The sequence below is a fragment of the Flavobacterium sp. IMCC34518 genome, assembly GCF_027111095.2.
Lineage (GTDB): Bacteria > Bacteroidota > Bacteroidia > Flavobacteriales > Flavobacteriaceae > Flavobacterium > Flavobacterium praedii.
The window spans coordinates 4159932-4173046 of the sequence record NZ_CP114284.2 but is presented as its reverse complement, the minus strand read 5'-3'; the positions used below and the strand labels follow the sequence as shown (position 1 = coordinate 4173046).

At 34.9% G+C, this 13115-nt stretch carries 9 protein-coding genes; 2 read left to right on the top strand and 7 right to left on the bottom strand.

Annotated features, from left to right (window positions below):
- Positions 1-75: 75 nt before the first annotated feature.
- The 3 genes from OZP06_RS17880 to OZP06_RS17870 all read right to left on the bottom strand — a co-directional run bounded on the left by OZP06_RS17880 (position 76) and on the right by OZP06_RS17870 (position 3576).
- Positions 76-675 carry a nitroreductase family protein gene (locus OZP06_RS17880; RefSeq protein ID WP_269223062.1) on the bottom strand — a complete coding sequence of 200 codons (600 nt, stop codon included), beginning with the start codon at positions 673-675 and terminating at the stop codon, positions 76-78.
- Between the two features lie 183 nt (positions 676-858).
- Positions 859-2568, bottom strand: a complete 1710-nt coding sequence (locus tag OZP06_RS17875; RefSeq protein WP_269223061.1) for an alginate export family protein — start codon at positions 2566-2568, stop codon at positions 859-861.
- A gap of 12 nt (positions 2569-2580) precedes the next feature.
- Positions 2581-3576 carry an SDR family oxidoreductase gene (locus OZP06_RS17870; RefSeq protein ID WP_269223060.1) on the bottom strand — a complete coding sequence of 332 codons (996 nt, stop codon included), beginning with the start codon at positions 3574-3576 and terminating at the stop codon, positions 2581-2583.
- A 1223-nt stretch (positions 3577-4799) separates the two neighbouring features.
- Between OZP06_RS17870 and OZP06_RS17865 the strand changes: the two genes are divergently transcribed.
- A complete protein-coding gene (locus tag OZP06_RS17865) occupies positions 4800-5585 on the top strand; it encodes a hypothetical protein (RefSeq protein WP_281324054.1) in 786 nt (261 codons plus the stop codon).
- Between the two features lie 581 nt (positions 5586-6166).
- On the opposite strand, the gene OZP06_RS17860 is transcribed toward OZP06_RS17865, so the two are convergent.
- The gene (locus OZP06_RS17860; protein WP_269222240.1) at positions 6167-7327 is read right to left on the bottom strand and encodes an IS110 family transposase; all 1161 of its coding nucleotides are present in this window, start codon (positions 7325-7327) and stop codon (positions 6167-6169) included.
- Between the two features lie 136 nt (positions 7328-7463).
- Here OZP06_RS17860 and OZP06_RS17855 point away from each other — a divergent pair, with 136 nt between their 5' ends.
- Complete coding sequence (locus OZP06_RS17855; protein ID WP_269223058.1) at positions 7464-7775, top strand: hypothetical protein; 312 nt, start codon at positions 7464-7466, stop codon at positions 7773-7775.
- A 208-nt stretch (positions 7776-7983) separates the two neighbouring features.
- Here the strand turns inward: OZP06_RS17855 and OZP06_RS17850 are convergent, their stop codons facing one another.
- From OZP06_RS17850 to clpB, 3 genes are all read right to left on the bottom strand, one after another.
- Entirely contained in the window at positions 7984-8808 is an 825-nt protein-coding gene (locus tag OZP06_RS17850) for a KilA-N domain-containing protein (protein ID WP_269223057.1), read from the bottom strand.
- A 343-nt stretch (positions 8809-9151) separates the two neighbouring features.
- A complete protein-coding gene (locus OZP06_RS17845) occupies positions 9152-9967 on the bottom strand; it encodes a KilA-N domain-containing protein (protein WP_269223056.1) in 816 nt (271 codons plus the stop codon).
- 217 nt (positions 9968-10184) lie between these two features.
- Positions 10185-12788 carry an ATP-dependent chaperone ClpB gene (gene clpB / locus OZP06_RS17840; RefSeq protein WP_281324053.1) on the bottom strand — a complete coding sequence of 868 codons (2604 nt, stop codon included), beginning with the start codon at positions 12786-12788 and terminating at the stop codon, positions 10185-10187.
- Positions 12789-13115 lie beyond the last annotated feature (327 nt).

The following is a 13115-nucleotide window of genomic DNA, read 5'->3' as shown; positions in this document are numbered from 1 at the left end:
GTTTGGGGAATTTTTCAAAGATAGGGATGTAGAATCTCTTCTTAGGACGCAAAGCAAGTTTAATCCCGTTTTGTTTTATATAGTTTCAATTACATTCTCTAGAGATCTTCTGGTTTTTGGAGTTACTTCGATTCGGTTAAAATCATCTTCGGAACCATAACCTACAGCCATTGCAAAAAGGGGTTTGTATGTTGACATCTGAAGAATATCGTGGTATTTATCCGTTTCTATACCTTCCATCGCAGTTGAATCAAGGCCAAGTGCTGCACTAGCCGTCAAACCAACCCCCAATGCAATATATACTTGTTTGGAAAACCATGTTTTCAAATCAGCTTCTGGCATATTGGCTTTAATTTGATTGTACCAGTCCTTTCTAGCTTGTGGAAATTCCTTGTCGACCACTTTTTGAAAAGCATCCAAATCATCTACCACACTAAAAACAACCAAAAGTTTAGCTTGATTAATTTTTTCTTCATTGTGCATGGAAACGGAAGCTAATTTTGCTTTAATTTCTGGATTTTGGACAAATGTAAATTTCCATGGTTGGATATTTATTGAAGAAGGAGTGAGTCGCAAAATGGCTTTCAAATCCTCAATTTTTTCTTGTGGTATTTCTTTGTCAGCGTTGTATTTCTTTGCGGTATATCTTTTTTGTATTAATTCTAAAATATTCATAGCTGTATTTTTTTATTGATTTATATAGTAGTTATTACAGTTACAAAGTTAACCTAATACATCGGTAGTACGTACATTTTGAAAAATAGAAATAACCAAAATTGACTGAACAATTGGAATGATCAAGGATTGTAAATTTACAGTAGTTATAGGTGTTTTTTTGTTTTTGGGTGATTGTACAATTTAAAATGAATATCTCGCAAAAACAGACAAGCAGTACCAGTTTTTAGTATCGGATACATTATCTTTTATAGCTCCTCCTGGAAGTGTATAAGCTGTATTCAAATGGAAGTACCAATTGCTGGAATTAAAATATTTAAAAGTTAGATTGTACTCTGTTCCGTAAAAATTGGATTGAAGTGTAGATAAAGCCGGATTTCCTCCAATATTATTTTTTTCAGCCGCATAAAAAAGCCAAAACTGTCCTACCAATTGTGTTTTTTTTAATGGTTTATAAACAATTTGCAAACGGTGGCTTATTTCATTACTGTTTTGTACAATCTTATACATGTTAGATCCTTGTACCCATTGCTCACCATTTCCTCCTGTATAGAGTTGGTCCCAACGATTATAGGAAGCAGTATTGGCATCATCACCACTAAAATAAGCATATCGATAACTAACTGTAGGAGCACCTTTAGAATTGATAAAACTCCAACCAAGCTCTCCATAATAGGCTAAAGCTTTCATGTCAAAATTAGGATTACGCTGATAACCAACCTCCGTTTTGTAAAACAAGCCACCACCTTCTCCCGTTGATTTGAAAAAGCGAGCATTGTAAACCTGAAGTCCGTCACGTTTATGCACTGTTCCATTAGGCATGTAGTAATTGAAATTTGAATCTGAAACATTCAGATAACTTAAGCCTAGGATTCCATTTTTTTTGTTTTTCAATTGAAGGTTTATTCCTTTTATTGTTGTTTTACTATCCAAAATATCAAGTTCATTTGGTCTTAAGCTAAAACCTTGCAGTAGTATTTTGTCATAAACAATATCTGCAGTAAATAATTCTTTTCCTGCCCACCGCGGGTTTAGTTGTAAAGAAGCCCGATCATATCCATTCATTGAAGTATTAACAATTAACCAACCATCACCCAGAGTAAATTGCTTACGACCATAACACAAGTTGTATTTATAAGCTTTGTCATTATTTGTGCGGCCACCACCTACAAAACCAACAAAAGCCTCTTCAATATCACCATAGATTCTCGATTTGTCTGTAAAAAGTTCGTTGCCTGCCGAGAAGGACACCAGATAATTTACGCCACCATAGAGATGGATGTTTGCTTTTGGAATAACTTTTGCAATTCCATAAATACCAGCACTGGCAAACCCTTCGAGCCATGCAGTATAGCCATCTCCCACAGGTTTTTCGGCTAATGGATTACCGTTCGTCAGCTGTTCGGGTTGAGAAAACCACGCATTATCATTAGAATATACCATTTCGGAGGCGGCAGATTTTAGTGTCACAAATACATTTTCGGTATTATAAAGTACTGGAAAAAGATTTTTATCCTTGGCAACATTTTCTTTGTTGGCATCTTGGTCTGTAACCGGAATCAACTTAACATTTATGGTTAACTCTACTGCATTTTGGGAGGAGGTTGTCACCAAAGGCGATGCTTTCTCGACAAAAGGCAATAGGTTAATTTTTGAGATGTTATAAGAGGTAAGGAAACTATTAAATTGTGTTTGTGTACTTACGGCAAATGTGTCTTCAATTACTCTTGTATATGCAGCATAAAGTGTAGTATCAACAGGTTGGTTCTCATATACAAAATGTATGGATTGTATGTTTGTACCTTCGTAGATTGATATCGGGTTATTGGACTGAGCAAAAGAATAGGTACTTATTATAATCGATAATAAGCACCCTTTTATTAGTTTCTTCATATATTTTATGATTTAAAAATCAGTCCATCCTCCATCTGTAGCCATTATGGTTCCAGTAAGAGCTGAAGATTCGTCTGAGAGAAGGTATAGAATATTTGAAGCTTGTTCCCAAGGGTAAGATCCTCTATGTTCTGAGTCGCAATATTTAAGAAGACTCATCGTTTTTATGGCTCCCATTCCAAATCCCTCACCAGCAGCAACTGTAGCTTTTACAAATTTCCCTGCACGATCGACCATTGGTGTTTGGGTTTCAGCCATATTAACTGAATTTACTCTAATGCCATAAGGCGCATAATCAATGGCAGCATTGCGTGTTAACCCATTTACCGCGTGTTTGCTGGCAACATAAGCAGGATTTCCTGATAAACCAGTCATACCTGCAATAGAACCTACAAGCACCACAGAGCCTCCATTATTTTGTTTCAGTAATTGAGTTAAGGTAGAACGTAAAGATTTAAAAGTACCAGCGGCATTCGTTTTGAATGTATTATCCCAATATTCATCGGTTGCATCTGTTATAGAGGCAGGCATGAGTGCTCTTTGTTCTTTGTTGAATTCAAATTCAGTACCCGAAAATACGCCATCCATGACACCGGCATTGAGACAAGCATAATCTACTTTACCAAATTTTTCAACGGCTACTTGAATCATTCGATCACAATCTGCCGCAATTTGAATGTTTCCTTTCACAAAAACTATTTTTCCACCACTTTTTGCATTCACTTTGTTGATAGAGTCAGAAACTTGTTGTCCTAATTCTTGAAGCCAGTCCATAATCACTACATTCGCTCCTTCTTTGACCGCACGTATGGCAGTCCATTTACCAATTCCGCGGGCACCACCAGTAATGATAATGGTTTTTCCTTTAAAACGGTTAGGGATGAAATAGTCTTTGTCAAGACGCGTAACATTTCGTTTTTGTGGTTTTGTTGCATTTTGAGCATTTGCTGACACCGCAAAAAACAATGCTACAGTAGCTGCGCAAACCAATGAGTTTAGTGTTTTCATAATACCATTTTTTTTTGAATTAATAATTGTAAGTATCTAAATAATAAAGTCTTATTTTTTTGTTTCTGTTAAATGTTTTAATCAGAATATTAATTTTTTAATAAAATTAATATTTTATTTTAGTATTTATAGTTTTGATTTACAATTTTTTTCAAAATTTTCATAAGGTTCTTCTTTGTAATGTTTTCTGGATTATCGAATCGTTTGTGACTTATATTTTGTAGAGTAGAGATTATTTTTTAATTTAAGTAGTCACTCATTGGAAATAAGCAACAAAAAACTTGAATAGGTGAGTGCGAATTGTAGTTTATCTTTCCCCAATTATTGACTTAATAAACATCTAAGAGTTAAATGGTAGCAGAATTGAATTCCTATCTTGAGAGGGGTTAGGGGAATGTTTTCTTTAAAATATAAATACTTTATTTTGATACTGTTGCTCAAAAGTATTCACAGGAATTTAATCCAACAGGAAATATTGTACTTACTATTTAAGTAAGTAACTCGATATCTTTATAAAAGCAACTGAATTTTTGTCGATTAATACCGATTATGCATTCAATATAGTTCATAAAAATGGACTATTTTCATACTATATCGGCATTTAACCATAAACTATTGGACTATTTTACAAATATTATTAGTATAACATTCCGAATGAATTCTAAATATATTCACGGAAAAAAATCGGGAAACTTTACGTAGCGGTAGTGTTCCTTAGTAGTAATCAAGTTATCCGATAACCGTAACAACTCATCCGAAGCAGCTAATTACTTGACCGAAGATTGAAAATGGCATTCAGAAGCATGTAACAGGCCATCCGAAGCATACAACAGGCAATCCGAAGCTTGTATCAGGCGTTCCGAAGCGCTCATCAGGGCATTATTTTTTCTTCGGATGCCCTATTTTGCTGGGCGTAGCTTAAAAAGGGTTGAAATGAATAAAATGTACGTTTTGTATGTTTGTGATTTTTATGATCTATATCCTGATAGCGGATTTGCAATCCGTGCCCACAAAGTATATAGACACTGGATATTGATAAAAGATTAAATTATTTTAAAAGTAGAAAAAGAAGTTGGGTTTTAGAATAGGAACGGGCACGGATTGCAAATCCGCCTATCGTTGCGGTAATATATCCGCGTCATCGGGGTTGTTTGTTATTTTAAACATTCATTGGATTTTATATAGTCATATTTCTGTAGATTTACTTTTCAAAATAGAACTATATGAAACATATAAAAAAGAAATTTCTCTTTCATGAATTTCTACAGGAAACAGGTGACAACATATTTACAAAGGAATTTGAAGAAATACCTTTGCCTCAAAATATAGATTCTCAAAAAATTTTACAAGCAGCAAAAGGACATGTTGGCCTTATAAAAAGCACAAATGGCGAAAATATATTTAGTATGGTTTATAGGGATAATGGAACTTATTGTATGATTCCTGTTCCTGATTTTTCTTTAATGAATTATCATCAAGCTTATAAATACAATATCGATAGAAAAGAGCTACGAAAAGAATTGATAAGACATTTTAGAGATTTAAATAGTGAAGAATATAAGAATTTTGCTTTCTCCTATGAGTTTCAAGGTTGTGCTAGTTCGTGTGTAATAATGCTATTCACATCCTTAGAATGTTTTGTTAATGATATTATTCCAGCAGATTTTAAATATATTATTCCTGATTCAAAACGTACGGAAATTTATAATAAAGAGCAGATACAGGAATTTATACCTTTCATGGATAAATTGAAAAAGGTTTTGCCAAAAGCATTAGGCAAAGATTTTTTTTCAAAACAAACAGCTATTACAAATCATATTCATAATCTTAAGGATTTGCGGAATGCAATTGTCCATACAAAGTCGGATCCAACAGGACAAAATCATGCAGAAATCTTAAGAAAATTGTTAGATTTTAGATATGACGAAACATTTAGAGCAATTACTACATATTTTAATTTTTATAAAGAAGGATTTGTAGAAGATTGTGTCTGCGATGAAGATTGGTAAAAAAAATATTAATTTACCTTGATCCCAATCTCGTGCTCATTTACTACAAGTTTCTACTTACTTTTGCAAATGCTACTATTCATTTTTAAATTTAAGTAAGTATTGGTCGCAAATGAGTGTTAGAAAATTAGACAAGCGAGTTTCTGTGGGTTACAATAAATACTGTTATTTTAAAAAAAAAATATTTTGTTCATAAGTTATATGATAGTTAACAAATTAAAATTCTGATTATCTGTAAATTTGATTTTATTAATTTAAAACAAAGTATGTGATGATGCATATTACTCGCAAAACAGTACTTAGATGTACTACCAAAAAAAATAATTTTGTGTTTATTATGACACAAGTTATAAAGGATTCTCAAAATGAAATTCCCTCAATAATTTCGAATCAATTTAATCTCTCCAAAAAACTATCAATTTATTCCCGATTTCAGGTTATATTTTATAAGATATATTTGGAAATAATTACAGGAGTCATTATTGGCGTTATAATATTGTTGATTCAAAAACAATGTTTTTAAAAAACTTAATATCTCGCTTAGGTACTATCTTCAATACCTAATTTATTTTGGTTAATTTTTATATATTTGTTACACCGAGAGGAAGCTTCTTGCGATTATTCACTGGATGTTTACCTTGTGTAGCCTCAATTTTTATGTTGGGGCTATTTTTTGCTATTGTGTCTTCTTCGAATCCAATTGCCCGAGAGGTCAACTTTTGCTCCTCTTCTTGGATATTTAGCTGATAAATAGCATCGTAAGCTTCATTCTTTTTCCATAAATGATAAATCATTGTCAGTATCTTTTTTTGAACCGCCACATAACTTTTCATTTTTATTCCATGTTTTTCATAGGTTCTATCATATAAATCTTTGAAGGGTTTAACTTTGCATTGAATAACTACCAATGACGGCATATGTAAGGCGCGTCTTATTCTTGAATTCCCTCTTTTTGATATTTTGGTTTTACCAACTCGCTTTCCTGATTGTGCTTCAACTACGTCATAACCCGCATAAGACACTAACTGTTTGTAATTCGTAAATAATGTAAAACCGTTGGTTTCAGCCAAAATAGTACTCAATGTTAAAATTCCTAATCCTTTCATTTTCAATATATTTTCAGTCTTGTCATAAACTTCTTTATTAGATTTCAAATGAATCTTTATTTCTTTGTCCAACTCTTTGAGCTGTGTCTCAAATAAAATTATGGTTTGCTCTAATTGATTTGTAACTGAATCCAAATGGTGCATTGCAAAACTCAACGCATCTAATTGGTTTTTTAAAACCGTTTTCAATTCGGTAACATTTTGATGTTGCCTTGTCAACAATCGTAATTCATAGAAAAAGGATCCCATTGGTTGCCATAGATCTAAGCACTGTTCGGCTCCCATTTGTGATAATCCTTTGGCATCAATGCTGTCATTTTTTGATTTGAGCCCAATAGCTTCCAAATATTTTTTTGCTTTATTAGGCAAAATTATAGAAACATCAAATCCTTTCCCAAACAAACAATAAGCACAATTCTCATGATAAATCCCTGTAGCTTCCATGCAAATTACCACAGGAATAGTTTCCTTTTTATGCTTTAAAATCCACTCTTCCAAAGAAGAAAATCCTTTTAATGTGTTAGAAATAATGGTACTTGACTTTACAGTTACCTTTTGTTTTTCATCAATAACACTAATACAAGCATTAATTTTTTTGCTTGAAACGTCTAATCCAACAGAATACTTTAAATTCATAACTCTTTGATTTAGAATCAATAAACAAAATATTACATAAATCTTTGCTCATTTTTTATACAAGATCCAAATTAAATTCTGGTCTTTAAGTACTATTGTGACTCGAAATGTAATAAAAACGAAATGGATTAACCTAATGTCCACAATATCATCAAAAGATGTATTTCGCCCCGATAGAATTTGGCCATTTCGTTTTGCTTATCAATTGTTGTATTTCAAAGATACATTTCATATTTTTAACATAGTCAAAGATATGAGCCCCGATGGGAGCAAATATCCTTTTATGCCGGTGTTCGGCATAAAAGATATTGCGTACAGCGGGAGTGAAGTTGATGAAAAAACAAATACTTCTGCTCCTAAAAACAAAAAAACTGCAAAGCGTTGTCACTTTGAAGTTTTAAATATTTGTTCTTGTACATCACGTAAAAAAGCGCGAGGTTCGAACTAATGTTAAAAGCATGATTAAGCTATTTTAAATTATGGCATTTTCGCCATAATTAAAATTAACTTCTCCAAATGTCAATGTATTTATCCATGTACCAACTCACTTTGATTTCTAAAAAAGAGTTCGCCATCAAAAGCATCGAGTAGGGTGATGCTATCGGGATGCACTTTGCCAGCGAGGATTTCTTGTGGGGGGATGAAATAGAGTAGTATTATTTTAAATTCTTGATTTGTTTGTTATTGACCAATGCTTTCATTTGAGTGATTGCAATAGTGTTCAGTTGAATTAATCGCTCGGGTTGTGTTTGCCCTTGATGTATGAAAACGGCGTTTAGACTTTCTAAGTTGGATAACACCACCAATTGTTCAATTGTTGCAGTATCCCTGATGTTCCCTTCCAGATCGGGATGTTCCTCACGCCATTGTTTTGCTGTTGTGCCAAACAATGCCATATTGAGTAAATCGGCTTCGCTGGCATAAACAAAATTGATTTTGATTTTGTCAAGTTCCTTGGGAATGAGGTTTTGTTTTATGGCATCAGTATGAATGTTGTAATTTACTTTTGCCAGTGTACATTGAAAACTCCATTCTAATTTTAGTCTGTCATTTTCATCGTCTTTTAAACGTTGGAATTCTTTGATGAGGTAAAACTTAAATTCGGCACTCAACCAAGAAGCAAACTCAAAAGCAATGTCTTTGTGGGCAAAAGTACCTCCATATCTACCTGTTTTTGATACAATACCAATAGCATTTGTAGATGCTATCCATCTTTTTGGCGTTAGCGAAAAACTATTTGAACCTGATTTATTTTTAATTCCATCGAATTCGATGGAATTAAAATCGGGGTTATTAAAGCTTTCCCACAAACCTATAAACTCAATTGTACTTGTATTTCGCATCCAATTTTGTAAAATGTAATCGCTCCTGTCTTTATCGCGATGACGTGCAATATCAGTTAAAGAAATAAAATCTTGTTTATTTTTTTCATAGAAAACAACCTCAATTCCTTTTACAATTATTGTTTTGCTTTTTGCCATAACTCATTTTTTTTGCAGGTTTTATTTAAAACAAAAGATTTTAATTTTTTTTGTTGTGATGTTACAATGAAAAGTAAATGTACTAAAATTCTTCAAATATGTGCAATAATTTGATTGATGTCTATGGTTTAATTAAAAAAAACACCAGATTTTCGACTGGTGTTGTTGATGACCTTTGCCAAAGTTCAAAACTTTGGCAAAGTTTTTGGTACCCTATATTAGTGTACCAACTCACTTTGATTTATAAAAACGAGTTCGCCATCAAAAGCATCGAGTAGGATGATGCTATCGGGATGTACTTTGCCAGCGAGGATTTCTTGTGGGGGGATGAAATAGAGTAGTATTATTTCAAATTCTTGATTTGTTTGTTGTTGACCAATGCTTTCATTTGAGTGATTGCAATAGTGTTCAGTTGAATTAATCGCTCGGGTTGTGTTTGCCCTTGGTGTATGAAAACGGCGTTTAGACTTTCTAAGTTAGATAACACCACCAATTGTTCAATTGTTGCAGTATCCCTGATGTTCCCTTCCAGATCGGGATGTTCCTCACGCCATTGTTTTGCTATTGTGCCAAACAATGCCATATTGAGTAAATCGGCTTCGCTGGCATAAACAAAATTGATTTTGAGTTTATCAAGTGTTGCAGGGATGAGGTTTTGTTTTATGGCATCAGTATGAATGTGGTAATTTACTTTTGCCAATGTTCGTTGAAAACTCCATTCTAATTTTAGTCTGTCATTTTCATCGTCTTTTAAACGTTGGAATTCTTTGATGAGGTATATTTTAAATTCAGGGCTAATCCACATTCCAAACTCAAAAGCAATATCGGGGTGTGCATAAGTGCCTCCATATCTTCCAGTAGTTGCTTTCAATCCTATTGCATTGGTTTTTTCAACCCAATCTTTGACACTTAATTTATAACTATTCAATCCTGCTTGACTTTTAATTATGGCGAATTCGCCATAATTAAAATTAGGGTTATAGATGCTTTCCCAAATGCCAATGAATTCAACGGTGTTTCTATTTCTTAACCAATCTGAAATAAAAAAATCACCATCTTTTGCTTTCAACATATCAGTAAGGGATATAAATTCAGAAGCTTCTTTTTGAATAATTGTAATTGCAGTTCCTTTAACATTTATTGTTTTGCTTTTTGCCATAACTCATTTTTTTTGCAGTTTTTATTTAAAACAAAAGATTTTAATTTTTTTTGTTGTGATGTTGCAATGAAAAGTAAATGTACTAAAATTCTTCAATTATGTTTGGTGATTTGATTGATGTCTATGGTTTAATTAAAAAAACACCAGCTTTTCGACTGGTGTTGTTGATGACCTTTGCCAAAGTTCAAAACTTTGACAAAGGTTTTAGTACCCTATATTAGTGTACCAACTCACTTTGATTTCTAAAAACGAGTTCGCCATCAAAAGCATCGAGTAGGATGATGCTATCGGGATGTACTTTGCCAGCGAGGATTTCTTTGGAGAGCTGGTTGAGCACCTCTCTTTGTATCACTCTTTTTACGGGTCTTGCACCAAATTGGGGGTCATAGCCTTTCTCAGAAAGATGGGCGATGGCCTCGGGTGTAGCGTCCATGGTGATGCCTTGTTGGGCAAGCATTTTGGTAACGCTATTCAATTGCAATCCTACAATTCTAGTAATATTGGCAGTGGTCAATGGCGTGAACATTACGATTTCGTCGATACGGTTGATGAACTCGGGACGCACGGTTTGTTTCAATAATCCGAGTACCTCGACTTTGGCGAGTTCGGTGGCGGCTTCGACACTTCCTTTGAGGTTTTCAAACTTATCCTGTATGATTTGGCTTCCCATGTTGGAAGTCATGATGATAATCGTGTTTTTGAAATCGGCCAAACGTCCTTTGTTGTCGGTCAGACGGCCTTCGTCAAGTACCTGTAACAAAATGTTGAAGGTGTCTGGGTGGGCTTTTTCGATTTCATCCAACAAAATCACAGAATACGGTTTTCTGCGCACGGCCTCGGTCAATTGTCCGCCCTCGTCATAGCCCACGTATCCCGGAGGCGCACCCACCAATCGGCTCACGCTGTGGCGTTCTTGGTATTCGCTCATATCGATTCGGGTCATGGCGTTTTCATCGTCAAAAAGGTATTCTGCTAATGCTTTGGCCAACTCGGTTTTTCCCACTCCTGTCGTTCCTAGGAAAAGGAAAGTTCCGACAGGTTTTTTCATATCCTGCAATCCGGCACGACTACGGCGCACGGCGTCACTCACGGCTTCTATGGCTTCTTCCTGACCAACTACACGTTTGTGCAGTTCTTCTTCCAGATGCAATAGTTTTTCGCGCTCGCCTTGCAACATTTTCATCACCGGAATTCCAGTCCATTTGGCTACTACTTCGGCAATGTCTTCGCGGGTTACTTCTTCTTTAATCAATGAAGTTCCCGATTGGTTTTCCTGTAATTGTTTGGTGAAAACGGCTAGTCGCTCTTGGGCTTCTTTGATTTTTCCGTAACGAATTTCGGCTACTTTACCGTAATCGCCTTCACGCTCGGCACGTTCGGCCTCATATTTGAAATCTTCGATTTCGGTTTTTACAATTTGAATGTTATCAACGACTTCTTTCTCAGATTTCCATTTGGCATAAATCTCATTTCGTTCTTCTTTGAGATTGGCCAAATCCATTCCCAATATTTTGAGTTTGCTTTCGTCTTTTTCGCGTTTGATGGCTTCAATTTCGATTTCCAACTGCATTATTTTTCGATCCAAAACATCCAACTCCTCTGGTTTGGAGTTAATTTCCATTCGCAGTTTAGAAGCCGCTTCGTCCATTAAATCGATGGCTTTGTCCGGAAGGAAACGATTGGTGATGTAACGTTGTGATAGCGTTACGGCAGCAATAATGGCGTCGTCCTTGATTTGTACTTTATGGTGTGTTTCGTATTTTTCCTTGATTCCTCTTAGAATCGAAATTGCACTTTCGGTATCGGGTTCTTCGATAATGATTTTTTGGAAACGGCGTTCGAGTGCTTTGTCTTTTTCGAAATATTTTTGGTATTCGTCTAAAGTCGTTGCACCAATGGCTCTCAATTCGCCACGAGCCAAAGCCGGTTTCAGGATATTGGCGGCATCCATAGCGCCTTCGCCACCGCCAGCCCCTACAAGCGTGTGAATTTCGTCAATGAATAAAACGATGTCTCCTTCGGCAGCAATTACTTCTTTGACAACGGATTTCAATCGTTCCTCAAACTCTCCTTTGTATTTAGCACCCGCAATCAAGGCTCCCATATCGAGAGAGAATACAATTTTGTCTTTCAAATTGTCGGGTACATCGCCATCTACAATTCGGTGTGCGAGACCTTCGGCAATGGCGGTTTTACCCACTCCGGGTTCACCTACCAGCATCGGATTGTTTTTGGTTCGTCGGGTAAGGATTTGCAATACACGACGGATTTCTTCGTCACGGCCAATTACAGGATCTAGTTTTCCGGATCGAGCCAATTCGTTTAAGTTTTTGGCATATTTATTCAAAGCATTGTAGGTTTCTTCGGCAGAGGCAGAGGTTACTCGCTCGCCTTTGCGCAATTCTTCGATTGCTGCTTTTAGTCCTTTTCCAGTTACGCCTTGGTCTTTTAAGATTTGCGCCACTTTGCTTTTGGAATCGAAAATAGCCAAAATCAAATGTTCGACAGAAACGTATTCGTCATTCATTTTTTTGGCTATGATTTCGGCTTCATTCAGAGTAGAATTAGCCGTTCTGGAAAGCTGAATTTCGCCTCCCGAAACTTTCGGAAAACTCTGAATGGTACTGTCTAGAATTTGTAAAAACAAAGGCACATTGACGTTTAGTTTTTTCAAAATAAACGGAGCCACATTCTCATCTACTTCAAAAATAGCTTTGAAAATGTGTTCGTTCTCGATTTGCTGTTGACCCAAACTCTGAACCAGCTGCTGTGAAAGCTGTATGGCTTCCTGCGATTTAATGGTAAATTTATTAATGTTCATGTCTAAAGGTTTTATTTTAGTGAATAGTGAAAAGTGAATAGTGAAAAGTTAGTAGTTAATAGTGAAAAGTTAATAGTGAAAAGTTAATAATGAAAACTCAAGTTTATACTTATTGCTGATTATAAGTGAAATAATTACGTAAAATCTGCATAATTTTTTTTTGATGAATATTACTCTTTTTGTGTATTAGATGATGTGTATTCTTTTTTACTATCGGCTAATTACTTTTCACGATTCACGATTCACTAAATCTTACTATTTAATAACTAACTTTGCAAATTAAATATCAAATTATATTCCACTATAAATTTACGGACAATTTGACGT

What these genes read in the sequence shown, in the direction of transcription:
- OZP06_RS17880 (WP_269223062.1), bottom strand. Translation starts at nt 675, where the DNA reads ATGAATATTTTAGAATTAATACAAAAAAGATATACCGCAAAGAAATAC.
- OZP06_RS17875 (WP_269223061.1), bottom strand. Translation starts at nt 2,568, where the DNA reads ATGAAGAAACTAATAAAAGGGTGCTTATTATCGATTATAATAAGTACC.
- OZP06_RS17870 (WP_269223060.1), bottom strand. Translation starts at nt 3,576, where the DNA reads ATGAAAACACTAAACTCATTGGTTTGCGCAGCTACTGTAGCATTGTTT.
- OZP06_RS17865 (WP_281324054.1), top strand. Translation starts at nt 4,800, where the DNA reads ATGAAACATATAAAAAAGAAATTTCTCTTTCATGAATTTCTACAGGAA.
- OZP06_RS17860 (WP_269222240.1), bottom strand. Translation starts at nt 7,327, where the DNA reads ATGAATTTAAAGTATTCTGTTGGATTAGACGTTTCAAGCAAAAAAATT.
- OZP06_RS17855 (WP_269223058.1), top strand. Translation starts at nt 7,464, where the DNA reads ATGTCCACAATATCATCAAAAGATGTATTTCGCCCCGATAGAATTTGG.
- OZP06_RS17850 (WP_269223057.1), bottom strand. Translation starts at nt 8,808, where the DNA reads ATGGCAAAAAGCAAAACAATAATTGTAAAAGGAATTGAGGTTGTTTTC.
- OZP06_RS17845 (WP_269223056.1), bottom strand. Translation starts at nt 9,967, where the DNA reads ATGGCAAAAAGCAAAACAATAAATGTTAAAGGAACTGCAATTACAATT.
- clpB (WP_281324053.1), bottom strand. Translation starts at nt 12,788, where the DNA reads ATGAACATTAATAAATTTACCATTAAATCGCAGGAAGCCATACAGCTT.